The sequence below is a fragment of the Paracidobacterium acidisoli genome (assembly GCF_003428625.2).
Taxonomy (GTDB): domain Bacteria; phylum Acidobacteriota; class Terriglobia; order Terriglobales; family Acidobacteriaceae; genus Paracidobacterium; species Paracidobacterium acidisoli.
On the sequence record NZ_QVQT02000001.1, the window covers coordinates 236,559 to 255,351 of the forward strand.

General features: G+C 61.3%; 16 protein-coding genes. 8 read left to right on the forward strand and 8 right to left on the reverse strand.

Going from position 1 to position 18,793, the window contains the following annotated elements:
- Positions 1–142: 142 nt before the first annotated feature.
- The 3 genes from D0Y96_RS01005 to D0Y96_RS01015 form a co-directional block, all read right to left on the reverse strand.
- Positions 143–520 (reverse strand): hypothetical protein, encoded by a 378-nt coding sequence (locus D0Y96_RS01005; protein WP_147324882.1) that lies wholly within the window; start codon positions 518–520, stop codon positions 143–145.
- A gap of 99 nt (positions 521–619) precedes the next feature.
- Positions 620–2,719, reverse strand: a complete 2,100-nt coding sequence (gene glyS / locus D0Y96_RS01010; protein WP_117297373.1) for a glycine--tRNA ligase subunit beta — start codon at positions 2,717–2,719, stop codon at positions 620–622.
- A 23-nt stretch (positions 2,720–2,742) separates the two neighbouring features.
- Positions 2,743–3,774 (reverse strand): glycine--tRNA ligase subunit alpha, encoded by a 1,032-nt coding sequence (locus D0Y96_RS01015; protein WP_117297375.1) that lies wholly within the window; start codon positions 3,772–3,774, stop codon positions 2,743–2,745.
- A 274-nt stretch (positions 3,775–4,048) separates the two neighbouring features.
- Here D0Y96_RS01015 and D0Y96_RS01020 point away from each other — a divergent pair, with 274 nt between their 5' ends.
- The gene (locus D0Y96_RS01020) at positions 4,049–5,425 is read left to right on the forward strand and encodes a glucuronyl esterase domain-containing protein (protein ID WP_252263367.1); all 1,377 of its coding nucleotides are present in this window, start codon (positions 4,049–4,051) and stop codon (positions 5,423–5,425) included.
- Positions 5,426–5,510: 85 nt separating this feature from the next.
- On the opposite strand, the gene D0Y96_RS01025 is transcribed toward D0Y96_RS01020, so the two are convergent.
- From D0Y96_RS01025 to galE, 3 genes are all read right to left on the reverse strand, one after another.
- Positions 5,511–5,855 (reverse strand): CxxC-x17-CxxC domain-containing protein, encoded by a 345-nt coding sequence (locus D0Y96_RS01025; protein WP_117297377.1) that lies wholly within the window; start codon positions 5,853–5,855, stop codon positions 5,511–5,513.
- A gap of 219 nt (positions 5,856–6,074) precedes the next feature.
- Entirely contained in the window at positions 6,075–6,650 is a 576-nt protein-coding gene (locus D0Y96_RS01030; protein ID WP_117297379.1) for a DUF421 domain-containing protein, read from the reverse strand.
- Positions 6,651–6,912: 262 nt separating this feature from the next.
- Positions 6,913–7,878, reverse strand: a complete 966-nt coding sequence (gene galE / locus D0Y96_RS01035; protein WP_117297381.1) for a UDP-glucose 4-epimerase GalE — start codon at positions 7,876–7,878, stop codon at positions 6,913–6,915.
- Between the two features lie 497 nt (positions 7,879–8,375).
- Here galE and D0Y96_RS01040 point away from each other — a divergent pair, with 497 nt between their 5' ends.
- The 3 genes from D0Y96_RS01040 to D0Y96_RS01050 all read left to right on the forward strand — a co-directional run bounded on the left by D0Y96_RS01040 (position 8,376) and on the right by D0Y96_RS01050 (position 12,031).
- A complete protein-coding gene (locus D0Y96_RS01040; RefSeq protein WP_147324883.1) occupies positions 8,376–9,446 on the forward strand; it encodes an energy transducer TonB in 1,071 nt (356 codons plus the stop codon).
- A 99-nt stretch (positions 9,447–9,545) separates the two neighbouring features.
- Positions 9,546–11,321 (forward strand): M48 family metalloprotease, encoded by a 1,776-nt coding sequence (locus D0Y96_RS01045; RefSeq protein WP_117297385.1) that lies wholly within the window; start codon positions 9,546–9,548, stop codon positions 11,319–11,321.
- 122 nt (positions 11,322–11,443) lie between these two features.
- Positions 11,444–12,031: an outer membrane beta-barrel protein gene (locus tag D0Y96_RS01050; RefSeq protein ID WP_158562117.1), complete on the forward strand. Its 588-nt coding sequence runs from the start codon at positions 11,444–11,446 to the stop codon at positions 12,029–12,031.
- Positions 12,032–12,310: 279 nt separating this feature from the next.
- Here the strand turns inward: D0Y96_RS01050 and D0Y96_RS01055 are convergent, their stop codons facing one another.
- The gene (locus D0Y96_RS01055) at positions 12,311–12,904 is read right to left on the reverse strand and encodes an acyloxyacyl hydrolase (RefSeq protein WP_252263368.1); all 594 of its coding nucleotides are present in this window, start codon (positions 12,902–12,904) and stop codon (positions 12,311–12,313) included.
- A gap of 149 nt (positions 12,905–13,053) precedes the next feature.
- Positions 13,054–13,977, reverse strand: coding sequence for a LysR family transcriptional regulator (locus tag D0Y96_RS01060; RefSeq protein WP_117297391.1), 924 nt, complete (start codon positions 13,975–13,977; stop codon positions 13,054–13,056).
- Between the two features lie 320 nt (positions 13,978–14,297).
- On the opposite strand from D0Y96_RS01060, the gene D0Y96_RS01065 reads away from it, so the two are divergent.
- From D0Y96_RS01065 to leuD, 4 genes are all read left to right on the forward strand, one after another.
- Complete coding sequence (locus D0Y96_RS01065; protein ID WP_117297393.1) at positions 14,298–15,497, forward strand: 2-isopropylmalate synthase; 1,200 nt, start codon at positions 14,298–14,300, stop codon at positions 15,495–15,497.
- 90 nt (positions 15,498–15,587) lie between these two features.
- Positions 15,588–16,673, forward strand: a complete 1,086-nt coding sequence (leuB, locus tag D0Y96_RS01070) for a 3-isopropylmalate dehydrogenase (protein WP_117297395.1) — start codon at positions 15,588–15,590, stop codon at positions 16,671–16,673.
- Between the two features lie 80 nt (positions 16,674–16,753).
- On the forward strand, positions 16,754–18,187 hold the full coding sequence (gene leuC / locus D0Y96_RS01075) for a 3-isopropylmalate dehydratase large subunit (protein ID WP_117297397.1): 1,434 nt from the start codon (positions 16,754–16,756) through the stop codon (positions 18,185–18,187).
- Complete coding sequence (leuD, locus tag D0Y96_RS01080; RefSeq protein ID WP_117297399.1) at positions 18,187–18,786, forward strand: 3-isopropylmalate dehydratase small subunit; 600 nt, start codon at positions 18,187–18,189, stop codon at positions 18,784–18,786. Before leuC ends, leuD begins: the two co-directional genes overlap by 1 nt.
- The last annotated feature ends 7 nt before the right edge of the window (positions 18,787–18,793 follow it).

Here is an 18,793-nt window from a genome sequence, read left to right on the forward strand (position 1 = left end):
CCGAAAGCGAGCCCAGAAGGACTGCGGCGAGTGCAAATACTAATACTTTGAATTTCATACAATCTCCTTTGAAAATGCTGCGTGAAAAGACAGGCGCGCGCGCAATGGCGCACGTGTACCGGCAGGCATAAGGAGAGGGAGTCTAAACGCGCAGATCTTCTTTGAGAGCGAACACTTCGAGGGGGTAATACAATCCCGCAGTCAGCTCGCGATGGGCCTCCATCGTGCTGACCGCCACACCGGTCACCGGACCCGGCGTGCTCAGGTTCTGCGAAAGGGCCTTCTGCCGCTCCTGCTGACGTTCCTGCTCCAGAACCTCTTTGGCCGCAGAGGTGATCGAGAGATGGCAGGCAGGGCAGGATTCACTCGTATTGCTTACAGGCTGCGGACAGCAGGGCAGGTGAGACGGCTGGCAGAGTGGATACTGCGCGGCAACGTGCTCCGACCAGGAGGCGGCTGTAATCCACAGACACCCCACCAGAACGATGCAGCACGTTCGCAGATAGCGCCAGCACTTCACACGCTGACTGTATTCCCTGCCGCGAGTGAAAAACAAGAGCGCCGCAAAATGATCTTGCCCGCCCCGGACGGAATATCAGGCCGAATATCAGGCTGAATATCAGGCCAGGACCAGCTCAGAAAAATCAGCAATCGAGGAGAAGCCCGTCTGCACCTGCGCAATCAGCGCCAGGCGGTTCCGGCGAACGGCCTCATCCTCCACCATCACCATCACCTTGTCGAAAAAGAGATCGACATGCGGACGCAGCGTCGCAATCTGCTCCAGAGCCTGGCGGTACTCCCGGCTGGCGCGCAGAGATTCCACCGCAGGAGCCAGCTTCTCCGCCTCGGCATACAGCGACTGCTCGGCCTGATCGGAGAGAAACTGCGCAGCAGGCGCATTCTCTTCCTGGCTGCTGAACTGCTTCTTCTCTTCCGCCTGGCGAAGAATATTCTTGATGCGTTTGAACGCCGTCGAAATGGCGGCCAGATCCTCTGACCCACGCACCGACGACAGCGCCTCCGCGCGGGCAATCGCATCGCGAACATCGTCGCAGCCCGCGGCCAGCACCGCGTTGACTACGTCGTAGGCAAAGCCGCGCACTTCGCGCAGATAAAACTCGACGCGCTCGCGGAAGAAGGCCGTCAGCGACGCCTTCACGGCATCGGAGATATTCGCCGTCTCCGAAAGACTCGACAGCGTGAGCGGCAAACCGGACTCAGCCAGAATCTTCACAATGGCATTGGCCGCGCGGCGCAGTCCGAACGGGTCCTTCGATCCGGTCGGCTCAAGGCCAATCGCGAACATCGCCGCAATCGTCTGAAAGCGGTCGGCCAGGCCAAGAATCTGCCCTTCCGCCGTCGGCGGAATCGGATCGTCGATGCCCGCCGGCGAATACTGCCAGTAGATCGCCTGCGCCACGCCTTCGCCGAGTCCCTGATGCCGTGCATAGAGGCCGCCGACAATGCCCTGCAGCTCTGTGAACTCCTTCACCAGCTCCGTCGTCAGATCGGTCTTGGCCAGCTCCACCGCGGTCAGCAGCGCCTTCGCGTCCACACTTACACCGCGCGAGCCGGCAAGCGCCGCCAGGTCCATCGCAAGATCGGCGTTCTTCCTGGTCTTCTCGTAATAGCTGCCGATGTCCTTGTGAAAGGTCACCGCCTTCAGCATCTCGAGACGGTCCTTCAGCGGAATCTTCTGATCGACGGTCCAGAAGAAGCGCGCATCGTTGAAGCGTGCGCGCAGCACGCGCTCATTGCCGTGGCGAATGATCTCGCGGGCGCGCTCGTCGGGATGCGTATTCAGAACAGTCAGAAAATGCGGCGCCAGTTTGCCGTTCGCATCTTCCACTGCAAAGTACTTCTGGTGATCGCGCATCACGGTCACCAGCACTTCCTCCGGCAGCGCCAGATACTCGCTCTCAAAGCCGCCCGGCAGCACCGAAGGCCACTCCGTCAGGTGCGTCACCGTATCGACCAGCGCCTCGTCCTCACGCCAGCGGGCTCCCGGAATCGTCCGCGTCTCCGCGTCCAGCGCCTTGCGGATGCGATGGCGGCGCAATTCGACATCGGCCGTTACCTTCGCCGCTTCGAGCGCTCCGAGATACTCCGATGGACGATGGATCGCAATGGCGCCGTCGCCATGAAGAATGCGATGACCGTAAGTCAGATTCGCCGCATGCACTCCCGCAAACTCCACCGGCACGATCGCGTGATCGAGCAGCGCCAGCAGCCACTTCACCGGGCGGACAAAGCGCTCCGGCTTGCCCTCGCGCCAGTACATGTTCTTCGGCCAGTAAATCGCCGCCAGCTCTTTCGGCAGCTCCGCCGTCAGAATCTCCAGCGTCGTTCTGCCCCGGCGCAGCGCCGTCGCGCCGACATATTCGCCCTTCGGCGTCGTGACTTTTGTGAGCGCCGCAAGCTCGACCCCCGCCTTTTTCGCAAAGGCATGCGCGGCCGGCGTGGGCTCTCCGTTTTTAAAGGCGACCGTCCAGGAGGGACCGGTCAGCTGCTCTTCCGTATCGGCCTGCGCAGCGGCTACTCCCGTTACCAGCACGGCGAGACGGCGCGGCGTCGAGTAGCTGCGCACCTCCGCATCCGGTGCCGTCAGCCTCTCGCGGGTCAGCAGAGTCTGCACGCGGCGGGCGAGCTCAGCCTGGGCGGCGGCGATCATGCGCGCCGGAATTTCTTCAAGTCCAACTTCAAACAAAAAGTCTGCCATATTGATGTCTCTGCTCTTCCCGGCTATCGAATTCCCTGCCGCTGCGTGGCGTAAGCTTTGGCCACACCCACCACCATGGCGCGAATCCTGGCCATCACAGCAACGCGCTCGGTTACGGAAATCGCGCCGCGCGCATCCAGCAGATTGAAGAGGTGCGAGCACTTGAGGCACAGCTCATAGGCTCCCAGAACCGGAAAGCGCTTCAGCTTCTCCGACAGCTCTTCTTCCGCCGGCGGTGTCTCGTCCTCATGCACCACGCGGTCGTGAATCTTCTGCTGGCGCTCCGAGGCCTTCTCGGCTTTGGGATTGAAATCGGCGTTGAATTCGGTCAGCAGCGCCTGGCATTCCGACTCGTAAAGGCGCAGATGCTCCCACAGCTTTTCGACATCGGCCGCCTCGAAGTTATAGACCGAGAGCTGCAGCTCTTCCTGCAGGCGCACCTGCCCGTACGTGATCTCTTTGCCGCTCTTTTTGTCCCGCGCCCACACAATGTCGTAGATCGAATCCACGTCCTGCAGAAACGCCGCGATGCGCTCAAGCCCGTACGTAATCTCACCCGAAATGGGATCGAGGTCCATGCCGCCGCACTGCTGAAAGTAGGTGAACTGCGTGATCTCGAGCCCGTCGAGCATCACCTGCCAGCCCACGCCCCACGCGCCGCCCACCGGCCACTCCCAGTTGTCTTCCTCGAACTTGATGTCGTGCTCGCGCAGATCGATGCCGATCGCTTCGAGCGACTGCAGATACACATCCTGAATATCGTCCGGCGGCGGCTTCAGAATCACCTGCAGCTGCGTGTGCTTGTACAGCCGGTTGGGATTCTCGCCATAGCGCCCGTCGGCGGGACGCCGCGAGGGTTGCGCGTAGGCAATACGGATCGGCTCAGGCCCGAGAACGCGCAGAAACGTGTCGGGCGACATCGTGCCGGCGCCCACCTCCACATCAAAAGGCTGCTGAAGAACGCAGCCGCGCTCGGCCCAGAAATTCTGAAGGCGGAACAGAAGTTCCTGAAAGGTCAGCGCCGATCGCCCGGCGGAAGTGGCAAGTGTGGACACGCGGAGTCTCTTTCGATGCAGTCTCTGTATGCGTCTGGTGCTCAGGTGATTTTAGAACAGCAGCCTGCGCCGTGCATGCCGCCCGCTTGCTCCCCGGCCTTCCGCCGTGAATCCGGTAAAGCCCGCAAATAAGACGGGAGGGAAAATAAATGACCCAGCCGTGAACTTTCCTCAGCAGGCGTCTTGAAAGTGTCGAGGTAAATCGATATGCTTGCCCCGCTTTGAAAAGGGCTCTTCTGCGGGAGCGGAAGAAAAAACGGAAGGAAGAAAGTCCATGGTTCGTTCGCGACCCGGAGTATATTTGCTGGGCCTGGCGCTTGTCGCATGCTCCGCAGTGAATGGCTTCAGCCAGGCGGAAACTCCCGCGCCTGGGCACATGACCTCAGAGCAGGACCATCAGCAGATGATGGATCAGCTTCACATCACCTCCCTGCGTCCCGGAGTCAGCGCCGACCTCAAAGCGCCCAACGCCGTCAACTATGACGAGTCGAAGGCCGATACCGGCGAGAAGATTCCCGACCCTCTCGTGATGAATGACGGCAAACGGGTCACCTCGGCGAAGATGTGGTGGAAGAAGCGCCGCCCCGAGCTCGTCGAGACCTTCAGCGAAGACGTTTATGGCCGCGTGCCCAGTGTGACGCCGAAGGTGAGCTGGGAGCTGACCGATACCGCCAGGGAGACGGTCGGCGGCGTGCCCGTCATCACGAAGAAACTCATCGGCCACGTCGACAACTCCTCGTATCCCGCCATCTCTGTGAACATCCGTCTCTCGCTCACCACGCCCGCCGGCGCGAAGGGGCCGGTCCCCGTCATCATGGAGTTCACCTATGATCCGGTGCTGATGGCCGCCCTCTTCAAAAAGCGCGGCATTCAGCCCCCTGCCGCTCCTCCAGGCCCCTCGTGGCAGGAACAGGTCATCGCCAAAGGATGGGGTTACGCAAGCCTCATTCCCACCGATGTGCAGCCCGACAGCGGAGCCGGACTGACCGAGGGCATCATCGGCATGATCAACAAAGGACAGCCGCGCAGACCCGACGACTGGGGCGCGCTGCGGGCATGGGCCTGGGGCGCCGGCCGGGCGCTCGACTACTTTGAGACCGATCATGCCGTCAATGCGAAACAGGTCGGCATCGAGGGCCATTCACGCTACGGCAAAGCGGCGCTCGTGACCATGGCATACGATCAGCGCTTCGCCATCGGCTACATCAGCTCCTCCGGTGCAGCCGGAGCCTCTCTCTGGCGGCGCAACTATGGCGAGCAGCTCGGCAACATCGCCGGCATCGGCGCATATCACTGGATGGCGGGAAACTTCCTGAAGTATGACGGGCCGCTCACCGTCAGCGATCTGCCGGTGGACTCCGACGATCTGATCGCTCTCTGCTCTCCCCGTCCGGTCTTCATCAGCGGCGGCGCCACCGACAAGGGTGATGGATGGGTCGACGCCAAAGGCATGTTCGAAGCCACCGTACTGGCCGGCCCCGTCTATCGTCTGCTCGGAAAGAAGGATCTCGGCACCACCGTCTTTCCTCCCATCAAAACTCCGCTGATCGACGGCGATCTCGGCTTCCGGCAGCACGACTACGGACACACTCCGGTCCCGAACTGGCCGACCTTTCTTACCTTCGCCAGCCACTACTTCCCGGCGGAATAAGTCGACAGCAATGCAGAAGCCCGCGCGCCAAATGGTACGCGGGCCTTCCGCTGCTCAGAATGCGATGAACGAACAGTACGAAGAATCAGTACCGTCCGCGGCCGCCCCGGCCGCCGCCGCCACCACCACCTGCGCCGCCCTTCTGCGCCTGGTAGCAGTCACGGCAATATACCGGACGATCGCCGCGGGGCTCGAACGGAACCGTGGTCTGCTGTCCGCAACCGGAGCAGATCACCGAGGTGCCCTGCGCCTGTGCCCGATAGCCGCCGCCTCCGCCGCCGCCTCCCTGCTCGTTCTTTTTCGCCGAACGACAGGGCTTGCAGCGCTTGGGCGCGGAGTAGCCGCGCTCCCGGAAAAATGCCTGATCCTGACTTGTAAAGGTGAATTCCCGTCCGCAGTCGCTGCAGATGAGCTGTAAATCGCCGGCCATGTGATTCCCTCGTATCTTGCAAAGTCCCGCGTAAGAGTGCCCGTGTAGCGACCAGCCGCTCTGTTTCTTGGAAGGAATCGGAGGACGGATGATGTCGACGAGCCGGAGATCTGGTTCTGGGCTGTTCCGGCAGGTCTTCGCCTGCACTCACAGAAGCAGGTGCAACTCAGGATGACACAGTGTGGTGCCGGTGTAAACCGCTCTTCTTTGCCTTCCTGCTCAGGAGGCCCCGCTGATCTGGGTCCGCAGAGCCTGTACCTCCCGGGTCAGAATCTCCAGACGGTCGATCAGCTCGCGCTGGCGGTCCTCGTCCATCGACGGCCTGCGCCCTTCCACGTAGAAGGTGCCGTTGGGCTCCAGCACGCAGCGGGCCACATCGTTAAGGCTGTCGAAGCCCTGACGGTGCAGCACCGAGAGCAGCTCTTCCTCCGTCAGCAGCTCCCGTTTGAGAGCATGCTCGTCGGCCACTCCGTCCAGCACCAGCACGCGCTCCGTGCCCCCCAGCGCCTCGTTCATCTTCGGCGAGCCGTACAGCAGGCGCACCACAACCCAGTTGATCGACAGCAGAGCAACCGCGCCGATAATGCCCCCGGAGATCGAGTTGTCATCTCCGATGATCGCGTTCTGCACCGTGTTGGAGAGCGAGAGCAGCACCACCAGATCGAACGGGTTGAGCTGCGCCAGCTCGCGTTTGCCGAAGACCCGCAGCAGCAGGATCAGCGCCAGATACACGATCATCGGGCGCAGTATCTTCTCCAGCAGCGGAAGCTGCATGTGAAACATGTCGTGAAACATGGAAACAGGGTACAGCGTTCAGGGCTCAGGACTCAGGACTCAGGACTCAGGACTCAGGACTCAGGATTGGACGTTCGCTGCCTAAGCCGCGGCCGCACTGTCTTCCAGGTATTTACATTCCCAAAGCAAAAGATGCCACCTTAAATCGAATGACGACAAATCGGATAGCGTCTTTTGCTGTTTCTGCGCCCTGAGCCGTGCGCCCTGCGCCCTGTTTTTGTTGTTTCTGAGCCCTGCGCCCTGAGCCCTGTTCCCTGTTACGTTACGCGTAGCGCTGCTGATGCCACTCCCATGCGCTGCCGATGATCTCCTCGAGGCTGCTGTGCTGCGGCTTCCAGCCCAGCTCGGTCCCGATCTTCTCCGAGCTGGCGATCAGCACGGCCGGGTCGCCGGCACGCCGGGGCAGCTCCTCGACGGAAATGGCACGGCCGGTCATGCTGCGCGCCGCCTCGATGACCTGGCGCACACTGAACCCCGAACCGTTGCCGAGATTATAGATAAGTCTCTCCCGGCCTCCGAGTGCATCCAAGGCTAGAAGGTGAGCGCGCGCAAGGTCGTGAACATGGATGTAATCGCGGATGCAGGTGCCGTCGGGGGTGGGATAGTCGTTCCCGAAGATTTTGATGTTGCCCCTTCGCCCCAGAGCAACGTCCAATATAAGCGGAATCAGGTGGGATTCCGGCTCGTGATCCTCTCCCCTGCCGGGAAGAGCGCCGGCGACGTTGAAGTAGCGCAGGCTCGCATAACGGAAACCGTGGATACGATGGAACCAGGAAAGCATCTGCTCAACCAGCAGTTTGGATTCGCCGTAGGCATTGGTCGGCCGCAGCGGCGCGTCTTCCCGTATCGGTACGGACTCCGGCTCGCCGTACACTGCGGCCGTCGAGGAGAAGACAAATCGCTTCACCCCGGCCTCCAGCATCGACTCCAGCAGCGCCAGCGTCGAGGCGGTATTGTTCCGGAAGTAGATCTCCGGCTTTTTCATGCTCTCCCCGGCCTCGATCAGCGCCGCGAAGTGCATCACACCGTCAATACCGCGCGCAAAGAGATTTTTAAGGAGAGCCCGGTCGGCGATGTCTCCCTCGACGAACTCGGCGCCGGTGGGAACCATCGAGCGGCGCGCATGGCAAAGATTGTCCAGAACAATTACGTCGTGTCCGTGTTCCATCAGAACGTGAGCAACGGTCCCGCCGATGTATCCGGCGCCTCCGGTAACCAGTATGCGCAAGCAGTATCTCCTTTAAATGCTATAATTTGCTTACATCATAGCGAACCCGTCCGGGAGTTTTGCTCTGCTTCTCTTTCCTTCCCCGGCCAGGTTGTCCGGCATCCGTTTCGAATCGCAGAATTTTTACGCTGCCCGACGAGCAAATACGGTAGTAGTTACTCAGCATATCGAAAACCGGAGAAGCCTCCCATCTTCTGCGTTATAGTTACGGATGTAATCAAATCCGGGAATTTTTCCCACTTTGGTTACCTGCTGTTCATCGGTTCCAGGTTATCTTACGGTAACTATTTTCTTCCCGAGCCGCAGTTGTCCGGTCCCTTTTTATGCTCGGCGTGTTCAGGCGCCAGGGTCCGGCCCGGAAGCTCCGAAGCCGAAAAGGCGATTCGAACCGGCGAAACAGAATGGCGACTCAAGTGCACACAGATACAAAGGATGTGTCGGCGCAGAGGGAGTTTCGTCTGAATTCAACTGAACCGGAAATGGAAACCACAGAGGTTATGGCAACAAACGAAGCATTTGATCGCGGAACCTTCGGCCTTCTTCCAGAGGAAAAGGGCCGGATGCGCTCGCTTGGCGCCAGTACGGCCATCAACGCAACCATTGCTGCCCTTGTTCTGCTGCTGACCGCTTCCGGAGTACATCAGGTTCAGGTCAAACGGTACGACACGACGCAGCTGATCTTTCCCGTCGAGCAGCCGAAGCCCTATGTCCCCCCGGTACCCAAGGTGAAGGTCATCCCTCCCCCTCCTGTGGAAAAACCCCGGCGGATCGAGCTGCCCAAGCCTGTTCCGGAGCCGCCGAAGATCGCCGAGATCAAGGTTCCGGTTCCCGCTATGCCGAAGATCGAAGCCGCTCCCCCGCGCCGCGTGACCCCTCCCCCGCAGCCCAAAGTCGGCCTCTTTAAGAGTGAGACGCCCACGCCGGTCGCCAACAACCGCGCGGAACCGAGCCTGAAGACCGGCGGCTTCGGCGATCCGGTCGGCGTAAAGCCGAATCCGAATGCCACCCGTCCCTCGCAGCTCGCCACCGTGGGCTCGTTTAACGGCTCGCCAGGCGCCGGACAGCCTGCGGCCGGATCGGCCCGCGGCGGATCAGTGCACGGCGTAGACTTCGGCTCCGGCGTCGCCAACGGAGTTCCGGGCGGTAAAGATCGCGGTGCGGTCGCTTCAGCGGGATTCGGCTCCGGCGTCGTCGGCGGAACCGGCCGTCCAGGCAGCGGAGGCACCGTCGCCCGCGGCAGCTTCGGCTCACCCGCTTACGGGCCCGCAACGCCCGTAGCAGTCAGGCCGCAGGAGCCGGCAGCGACTTCCATCGTCGTCCTCTCCAAGCCCCTGCCCAACTACACACCGGAGGCACGGCAGCTTAAAATTCAGGGCGACGTCACGCTGGAGGTTCGGTTCACAGCGGCCGGCCAGGTCGAGGTTCTGCGCGTCATCAGCGGTCTCGGACACGGGCTGGATGAGCAGGCAAGGGTGGCAGCGGAGCATATCCGCTTCAAGCCGGCCACGCGCGATGGGCACGCCGTCGATCAGGTGAGCGTGGTGCACATCACCTTTCAGATGGCCTGAATGGTTTTTGGCTGAATCTGCGCCGCATACTGAGATTTATTTTGGGGCGCCGGTTCGGCGATTTGGAAATGCAGGAATGAAGTCCAGGAGAACTAAAACATGTTTCGTAAGTTAACCGTGCTGGGGCTGGCTGTTTCGGTCAGCTTTGCCGCTGCCTATGCGAAAACCCCGCGTACCTCTCCTCTGGTGCCTCTTACGCCGCAGCAGACAGAGCTGGTCCAGAAGGCGATCGCCCGCGAGCGTGCCACTGTCGCTCAGATTCGAAAGAGCACTCCGGTCGTGCAGTCCTACATTCAGGACATGCGTCCGGACCCGAAGCTGTATCAGATTCCGGTTTCGGATCAGTACATGCTCGGACGCGTGGACTTCGGCAAGACCTTCAACGCTGAAGAGTACTCCGGCAAAAAGAGCTCCGTTGGATTCTTCAAAGGTTCGCTGAAATTTGTCTCCGGACTCACGGATTCCTTCCACATGAAGAACTCGGCGACCGGATTCATGGACATGATGTTCGTCGATCCGAGCGGCTTCGATCTGCAGCACTACGACTTTTCGTATGTGCGCCGCGAGTTCCTCGGCAACGTGCGCACCATTGTCTTTGATGTGCGTCCCAAAACCCATACCGGCAACGGCCGCTTCTTCGGCCGCATCTGGGTGGAGGATCAGGACGGCAACATCGTCCGCTTCAACGGCGCCTTCACCGACAACTCCAGCGATGATGTGCCGCACTACTTCCACTTCGACAGCTGGCGCATGAACGTGCAGCAGGGACTGTGGCTGCCCGCCGCCATCTACGTCGAGGACACGATTCGCGCCGGCAAAGGCTCGAAGGCCGAAAGCCTCCGCGGACAGACCTACTACTGGGGCTACTCGCTGAAGCTGCCCACCCGCGAGACCGATAACGAATCGATGGAGATCGACAACGCGCAGGACCAGAGCGCCAACTCCGCCGACGTCAGCCCCCTGCAGGCCCAGCGTGAATGGGTCTCTCAGGCCGAACAGAACGTTCTCGACCGCCTCACCCAGGCCGGACTCATCGCTCCTCCGAGCGATTTCGACAAGGTCCTCGAGACGGTGACCAACAACATCATCATCGGCAACAAGCTCGCGCTGCCGAATGATATTCACTGCCGCGTCATCCTCACCACGCCGCTCGAATCGATGTCGGTCGGCAACACCATTCTGCTCAGCAAGGGTCTGGTCGACGTGCTGCCTACCGAAGAGGATCTGGCCGCGGTGCTCAGCTTCCAGCTCGCGCACATCATCCTCGGCCATCGCATCGACACCCGCTACGCCTTCAACGACCGCCTGCTCTTCCCTGATGAAGCCGCCTTCCAGCGGATTCATATGGATCACTCGGTCATCGACAACGAAGCCGCAGCGAAGAAGGCGGTCGAGCTCTTCAACAACTCCGTCTATCACGACAAGGCCGGCAGCGTGGGCCTGTTCTTCGAGCAGCTGCGCGACCGCGAAAAGCCTCTCAATGCGCTGCTGACGCCGCGCCTGGGCGACTCGCTGGTGCGCGAGGACGGAAGCCCCTGGCTCTCCGGCCTGATGCCGAACGCACCGCGGCTCGACATGGACAACCTGAACCAGATTGCCGCCCTTCCTCTGAACAGCCACCTGAAGATCGATCCCTGGGATGACAAGGTGATCTGGCTCAACGTCAAGCCGGTCACTCTGCTCAACGCCCGCGACAAGATGCCGCTTGAGATTACTCCGGTCTACTTCCGTCTCCAGCGCTATCAGATACCCGCCGATCTGCCCGCAGGCGCAACCCAGGGCACGGCAGCACCTCCTCCGGCTGACGCAGGTGCAGGTGCCGCAGCGGCTCCGCCAGCCGCCGATGCCGGCAACGCACAACCGCAGCAGCAGTAACTCTTTGAGCATCGATGTGCAGCTGGTTACCACCGGCTGCACATCCTTTCACTGTGTTCGGTGTTCTTACAACAGAGCGCACATCTTCCTGGAAATTTCAGGCTTTTCTTGGAGATCCTATCGTGCTTAAAAAAATTGTTATTGCAGCCACTCTCTTCTTTTTGCCAGCCGCAATCTATGCGCAGAGCGCCCCAGCTGTGACCGGTGGCGGGTCTTCCATCTGGGCCGGAGGTGAGTTCTCCAACTTCGCCAACGACTATCTCGGACGCGATGTGGGCCCCACTGTTTTTGTTGACTACAACGTACACCCCAAATGGGGCGCGGAAGGCGAAGCCCGCTGGCTGAACTGGAGCAGCAAAAACGCGAGTACGGAGAAACTATCCAATTACCTGATCGGACCACGCTACCGGATAGTCCGCTTTCACCATCTGTCTGTCTGGGGCAAGTTTCTGCTCGGCGCTGGTCTTCAGACCTATCCATCGGTCAGTCAGGCGGTCGCCGAGCCAATCGGCAGCGGCAGCTATTTTGCCTATGCTCCGGGCGTCGACGGCGAATACCGGATTACGAGCCGGATCTCGGCACGCGCCGGCTACGAGTGGCAGTTCTGGCCCTCCGCGCCAGGTGCGGCCTTTACAAATGGGAGACCGAGCAATGGCCTGACTCCGACCGGATGGGGAATTGGCTTCAACTACCGAATCCTGGGCCGGTAATTCTCTACCGCAATATGTAAAGGGCTGGGCTTCGGCTCAGCCCTTTCGCTTTTCTGCAGATCGCAGCGCAGCAGCCTGCCGCGATCACAGCAACAGCTCTCGTCATCGCTTGCCCTCCAGCCCCCCGACCGCAGCGCCGACCTCCGCACCGCACTCTTGCGCGCCGCCATGCTCAGCCCTCTCCCTGCGAGGAGGCATCCCGTCTCTGCGCCCAAAAGAAGCGCCCAAAAGAAAGATCCCGGGCCGCAGCCCGGGATCTTCGATCAGCCTACGAATGACTCAGAAGTGATACGCCACACCGATCACCGGGTTGTAGATGTTGTAGTACCGGTTGGTGCGCGTGTCATTGTTCGGGAAGCTGAAGGAGGGCGTCTTTACGACGATGCCGCGATACTCCGCCCGAATGTCAAAGCTCGGGCTGATCTCGTAGGCGATGCCGCCGCCGTACAACAGCCCGATATTCGTGTTCTGGCTCAGGCTGTTCTGAAAGTTCGTCTTCGAGTCGTCGATCGGAGTGAAGATGTAGCCGCCCACACCTGCCTCGAGAAACGGGTTGAAGTTTTTGAAGATGAAATTGTAGACATACGCGCCGGAGATTTCCTGCATCCGGGTATGCACCAGAATATTGTTGGTCGGAATCAGAAAGTGATTCACGTTCTGCACGTACTGATAGTTCAGCTCCAGTGCGCTGCGGGGGGTCAGCATGTAGCGATAGCTGAGAAGACCGCCATAACCAACGGTTGCATGCAGCAGCACGCCGTTGCCATAAGCATAAGGAGGAATAAAGCCCGCACCGCTTACGCTGATGTCCTGCCGGCTTTCCTGCGCAAAACCCGCAACTGCCAGCATCGGCAGCAGCACTGCTAACAACAAAAATTTCCTCATTCGTTCCAGAACCTCTCGCCTGCCGAAAGCACCGCAGGCGGAACGCCTCTCGGGCTCGTCAAAGTCGGGTCTGCCCTGATGACGCAGCCCACTCGGCCATTGTACCTGTCGAAGAGCGATTCGACAGCAGTCCCCCCTCATTCCCCTTGCTCAATGCGGTACATGAACGGCTTGCCGCGCTCGACGGCCAGAGCCTTCACCACGCGCAGAAAGGCCGTGCCCGCGTGCGAAAGCGTGGAATGGCGGCGGTGAATCAGCCAAAGCTGCCGCTCGATCGCCAGCTCCGGCACCGGAACCCGGACCAGCTCCCCGCGCGCCAGCTCCTGCTGCACCGTCAGCGCCGGAACCAGCGCCACGCCATTCCCCATCGCCACAAACCGCTTGATCGCCTCAAGGCTCGGCAGCTCGGTGCGCATGTTCAGCGGCGTCTTGTGCTCCTCAAACGTCTCGATCACGCGCCTCCGCAGCGGCGACACCACATTGTGCGCCACGAAGTTCTGCGCGCCCAGATCGCGGATGGAAACGTGCTTCTCCTTCGCCAGCGGATGACTGGGATTGACGATAAACGCCACCGAATCTGTAAAGACCGCGATCGAGCGGAAGTGATCGCCCGCTGGCCGGAACGAGACAATCCCGAACTCGACCACCCGCTCCAGAAGCTGATCGGGAATACGGCTCGCCAGCGCCCGCTGCACCGTCACGCCGATATGCGGACAGACGCGGCTGAACTCGTCGAGAACCGGCAGCAGATACAGACAGGTGTGCTCGTTCGCCGCCAGAACCAGCCGCCCGCGCTCGAGCGACCGCAGCTCGTCGAGCGCCGTCTCCGCCTCCGTGCGCAGACGCAGCAATCTCTGGGCGTACCCGAGTAGTAACTCACCCGCCGCCGTCAGCGTGCCCTCGCGCGATGTGCGCTCAAAGAGCTGCTCGCCCACCTCTTCTTCCAGCCTGCGAATCACATGGCTCACGGCCGGCTGCGTACGGTGCAGACGCGCGGCCGCGCGCGAAAACCCGCGCTCTTCCACTACCGTAAGAAAGGTCTCGAGCTGATGCAGGTCCATAGATAAATTAGGTAGAGAAAGCTGGAAAAGCGGTTAGCGAAGAAGCGGTCAGCAGAAAAGCGGATAGCGAGAGTGCCCCGGGTCTTAATGCATTGCTTCACCGCCCCGAACGGCCATACCTTCGCCGTTCCGGCTAGGCATTCCCTCACCGCGAACCGGTTGTGCTGCCGGCTGGTTTCCGCGAACCGCTTTTAACTGACCGCTTCTTCGCCGTCTTCATTACAAATATCTATTAAATCCACAAAAACTACAAATTTGATTTATCCGCGCGACTCTGGGAAACTTTCTTTGAGAGCAATTGCTCGCAGCAGGCATACCGAATGGATCAACAGCGCCTTCACTTTTTCGATACGACCCTGCGTGACGGAGAACAGTCCCCCGGCTGCAGCATGACCCAGCATGAAAAGCTGGCCATGGCCCATTCCCTGGCTGACCTCGGCGTCGACATTCTCGAAGCCGGATTCGCCATCGCCTCCGATGGAGATTTCGCAGCCATCGAGACCATCTCCCGCGAAATACGCGGTCCCCGCATCGCCTCGCTCGCCCGCTCGCGCCGCGAAGATATCGAGCGTGCCGGCAAAGCCCTTGAAAAGGCCGCGCGGTCGCGGATTCACATCTTCCTCGCCAGCTCCGACATTCACCTGCAGTACAAGCTGCGAATCAGCCGCGAAGAGGCTCTCGATCAGGCCGCGCAGTCGGTCTCTCTGGCAAAGGGTCTGGTCGATGAAGTCGAGTTCTCGCCGGAAGACTCGACCCGCACCGATCCCGATTTTCTCTGCAAAATCGTCAGCGTGGCGATCGAGGCCGGAGCAGTCATCATCAATCTGCCCGACACCGTCGGCTACACCGTTCCCGACGATTATTCGGCGATGTTCCGCATGATCCGCGAGCGCGTGCCCGGAGCGGATAAAGTCACCCTCTCCTCGCACTGCCACGACGATCTCGGTCTCGCGGTGGCCAATACGCTGGCCGCCATCGACGCCGGCGCCCGCCAGGTCGAGTGCACCATCAACGGCATCGGCGAGCGGGCCGGCAATGCCGCGCTCGAAGAGGTCGCCGCCGCGCTGCACGTGCGCGCAGACCGCTATCCGGTCACACACGGACTGAAGCTCGACCATCTGTATCCGATTAGCCAGCAGTTGGCCGGCACCATCAGCTTTGCGCCTTCGCCGAACAAGGCCGTCGTCGGCAGCAATGCCTTCGCGCACGAGGCCGGCATTCATCAGCACGGCGTGCTGTCCAATCCGCTCACCTACGAGATCATGACGCCGGCATCGATGGGTGTTCCGGCCAACCGCATGGTGCTCGGCAAACACTCCGGCCGCCATGCGCTGCGCTCGCGGCTCGAACAGCTCGGCTATCATCTCGGCTCCGACGATCTGGAAGCGGCTTATCGCGCCTTTACCAGTCTGGCCGACCGCAAAAAAGCGATCTACGACCAGGATCTGATCAATCTCGTGGCGCATCACGAGCGGCACGAAGATCTGATCGCAACCGAGCCTGTCGTCGAATCGCACTGACACGGACTCCGAATACGGTCCGATTTGTTTCGACCCTGACCCGGACGGCACGCTGTGGCCGTCCCCTCGCTGAGACGGAGAGTCTGCAATATGAAGCTGAAGGTTCTTGTGGTGGCGGGCGATGGTATCGGCCCGGAAGTGACCAGTGAAGCGGTGCGCGTGCTGAAGTCCGTTGCCGATCTCGGTGGCCATGATTTTCAGTTCAGCGAAGCGCTCATCGGCGGTGTGGCCATCAAGGCGCACGGCACGCCTCTGCCGGACGCGACGCTCAATACGGCGCTCGGCAGCGATGCGGTGCTGCTTGGCGCGGTGGGCGGCAATGAGTTCAATTCCCTCACTCCGGACAAGCGCCCCGAAGCCGGCCTGCTAAAGCTGCGTCAGGCGCTGGGCGGCTTCGCCAATCTGCGGCCCTCCTTTGCGTGGCCCGCACTGGCCGTCAATTCTCCGCTGAAGGCGGAAGTCGTCGACGGCGCCGACATTCTCTTTGTGCGTGAGCTGCTCGGCGGCCTCTATTTCGGCGAGCCCCGCGCATGGGACCGCGCAGCCAACTCCGCGTGGAACACCATGCGCTACACAAAGGATGAAGTCGTCCGCGTGGCGAAGGTCGCCTTTGAGCTCGCCTCCGCGCGGCGGAAGAAAGTGACCTCGGTCGACAAGGCGAACGTGCTCGAAGTCTCGCAGCTCTGGCGCGCAACAGTCACCGAAGTCGCGAAGGAGTATCCGCAGGTCACGCTCGAGCATCAGTATGTCGACGCCATGTCCATGCACCTGATGAACACCCCGCGCAGCTACGACGTCGTGGTGACCGAAAACCTCTTCGGCGACATCCTCTCCGACGAAGCCGCCGTCATTACCGGATCGCTCGGCATGCTGCCCTCGGCCACCATCGGCGGCAAGGTCAATCTCTATGAGCCGGTGCACGGCTCCGCTCCGGATATTGCCGGCAAGGGGCTCGCCAATCCTCTGGGCGCGATTCTCACCGCCGCGATGGTGCTGCGCCACTCGGCAAAGCTCGAGCAGGAGGCGCAGTCCGTCGAGACCGCCGTTCGCAGCGTGCTCGAGCAGGGCTACCGCACCGCCGACCTCGCCCGCGGACAGCAGGGTGTACAGACGCTCTCGACGCAGCAGATGGGCCAGCAGATCCTCGAAACGCTGAAAGTCCCCGTGGGCCAGTGAACGGTTGTCAGTTTTCAGTTCAGACTACTGGAGACTGTTCACTAACAACTGACAACTCAGATCAGAAGTGAGACAAAACGATGTCATCGAATCCGAAAACGCTGTTTGAGAAAGTCTGGGAATCCCACCTGGTCGCAGAGCCGCCGAATGAGCCGGCGCTGCTCTACATCGATCTGCACCTGGTGCATGAAGTCACCTCGCCGCAGGCCTTTGAAGGGCTGCGCATGACGGGCAGAAAGCTGCGCCGTCCCGACCGCACCATTGCCACCGTCGATCACAACGTGCCGACCACGGCCAACCGCCTCATTATTGAGGACGCGATCGCCGCAAAGCAGATCGACACGCTGCGGAAGAACTGCGCTGACTTCGGCGTCGAGCTCTTCGACGTGCAGTCGCCCAATCAGGGCATCGTTCACGTCATCGGTCCTGAGCTTGGCTTCACCAAGCCCGGCATGACCATCGTCTGCGGCGACTCACACACCTCCACACACGGAGCCTTCGGCGCTCTGGCCTTCGGCATCGGCACCTCCGAGGTCGAACATGTCATGGCGACGCAGTGCCTGCCGCAGTCGAAGCCGAAGACCTTCCGCATTGCGGTCGAGGGTGAGCTGCCCGACGGCGTTACCGCAAAAGACGTGGCTCTCGGCATCATCGGCCGCATCGGCACCGACGGCGCGACAGGGCACGTGATCGAGTACGCGGGCTCGGCCATCCGTTCGCTCTCGATGGAAGGCCGCATGACGCTCTGCAACATGAGCATCGAAGCCGGTGCGCGCGCCGGCATGATCGCTCCCGACGAGACCACCTTCGCCTATCTGAAGGGACGCAAATTCTCCCCACAGGGCGAGCACTGGGAAAAGGCCGTCGCGGAGTGGCGCAGCCTCGCTTCCGACGAAGGCGCGAAGTTCGACCGCGAGCTCATCATCCCGGCCATCGAGCTGGCTCCTTATGTCACCTGGGGCACCAGCCCGGGCATGGTCGTTGCCGTCACCGATGTGGTTCCCGATCCTGCGGCCACCGCGAATGACGCCGACCGCCGCGGCTTCGAGCGCGCTCTCGAATACATGAACCTGAAGGCCGGCACGCCGATCGAAGAGGTCACCATCGAGCGCGTCTTCATCGGCTCCTGCACCAACTCGCGCATTGAAGATCTGCGCGCCGCGGCGAAGGTCGTCACCGGTTATCACGTGCATCCGAGTGTGCACGCCATGGTCGTGCCCGGATCGCAGCTCGTGAAGGCGCAGGCCGAAAGCGAAGGCCTCGATGCCATCTTCCGCGAGGCGGGCTTTGAATGGCGCGAGCCGGGCTGCTCCATGTGCCTGGGTATGAACCCCGACATTCTGCAGCCGGGCGAGCGCTGCGCCTCCACCAGCAATCGCAACTTCGAAGGCCGTCAGGGACGCGGCGGCCGCACGCATCTGGTCAGTCCGATGATGGCCGCAGCCGCTGCTGTCCTCGGCCACTTCACCGATGTGCGCACATGGGAATTCAAAAAGGAAGAGGTTCTGGCGTAATGCAGGCATTTCGCACACTCACCTCCGGGGTCATGCCGCTGGACCGCGTCAACGTCGACACGGACCAGATCATCCCCAAGCAGTTTCTCAAGCGCATCGAGCGCACCGGCTACGGCGAGTTTCTCTTCTTCGACTGGCGCAAGGACCCGGCCTTCGAGCTGAATAACCCGCGCTATAAAGGCGCGGAGATCCTCGTCGCCGGAAAGAACTTCGGCTGCGGCTCCTCGCGTGAGCACGCCGCCTGGGCGCTCTCCGATTACGGTTTCCGCTGCGTCATCGGCTCCACCTTTGCCGACATCTTCCACTCGAACGCCGGCAAGAACGGCATCCTGCTCGTCACCCTGCCCGAAGAGCAGGTGCAGACGCTGCTCGACCGCGCCGCGAAGAACGACGGCTACCGCCTCACCGTCTCGCTCGAGGAAAATACCATCACCGACGGCCAGGGATTTTCGACCGGCTTCAGCATCGATCCCTTCCGCCGCTACTGCCTGCTCGAAGGGCTCGACGACATCGGGCTCACCCTGCGGCACACCGGCGCTCTCGACACTTATGAGAAACAGCACGATGCGGCGTTCTGGGTAGCTCCGCGCGCTTCTTAAACAGCTC

Bases quoted from the DNA above. Each gene is read 5' to 3' on its own strand.
- D0Y96_RS01040 (WP_147324883.1), top strand. From the start codon at position 8,376: ATGGCAACAAACGAAGCATTTGATCGCGGAACCTTCGGCCTTCTTCCA.
- leuC (WP_117297397.1), top strand. From the start codon at position 16,754: ATGTCATCGAATCCGAAAACGCTGTTTGAGAAAGTCTGGGAATCCCAC.
- D0Y96_RS01065 (WP_117297393.1), top strand. From the start codon at position 14,298: ATGGATCAACAGCGCCTTCACTTTTTCGATACGACCCTGCGTGACGGA.
- leuB (WP_117297395.1), top strand. From the start codon at position 15,588: ATGAAGCTGAAGGTTCTTGTGGTGGCGGGCGATGGTATCGGCCCGGAA.
- D0Y96_RS01045 (WP_117297385.1), top strand. From the start codon at position 9,546: ATGTTTCGTAAGTTAACCGTGCTGGGGCTGGCTGTTTCGGTCAGCTTT.
- leuD (WP_117297399.1), top strand. From the start codon at position 18,187: ATGCAGGCATTTCGCACACTCACCTCCGGGGTCATGCCGCTGGACCGC.
- D0Y96_RS01030 (WP_117297379.1), bottom strand. From the start codon at position 6,650: ATGTTTCACGACATGTTTCACATGCAGCTTCCGCTGCTGGAGAAGATA.
- glyS (WP_117297373.1), bottom strand. From the start codon at position 2,719: ATGGCAGACTTTTTGTTTGAAGTTGGACTTGAAGAAATTCCGGCGCGC.
- D0Y96_RS01025 (WP_117297377.1), bottom strand. From the start codon at position 5,855: ATGGCCGGCGATTTACAGCTCATCTGCAGCGACTGCGGACGGGAATTC.
- D0Y96_RS01060 (WP_117297391.1), bottom strand. From the start codon at position 13,977: ATGGACCTGCATCAGCTCGAGACCTTTCTTACGGTAGTGGAAGAGCGC.
- D0Y96_RS01020 (WP_252263367.1), top strand. From the start codon at position 4,049: ATGGTTCGTTCGCGACCCGGAGTATATTTGCTGGGCCTGGCGCTTGTC.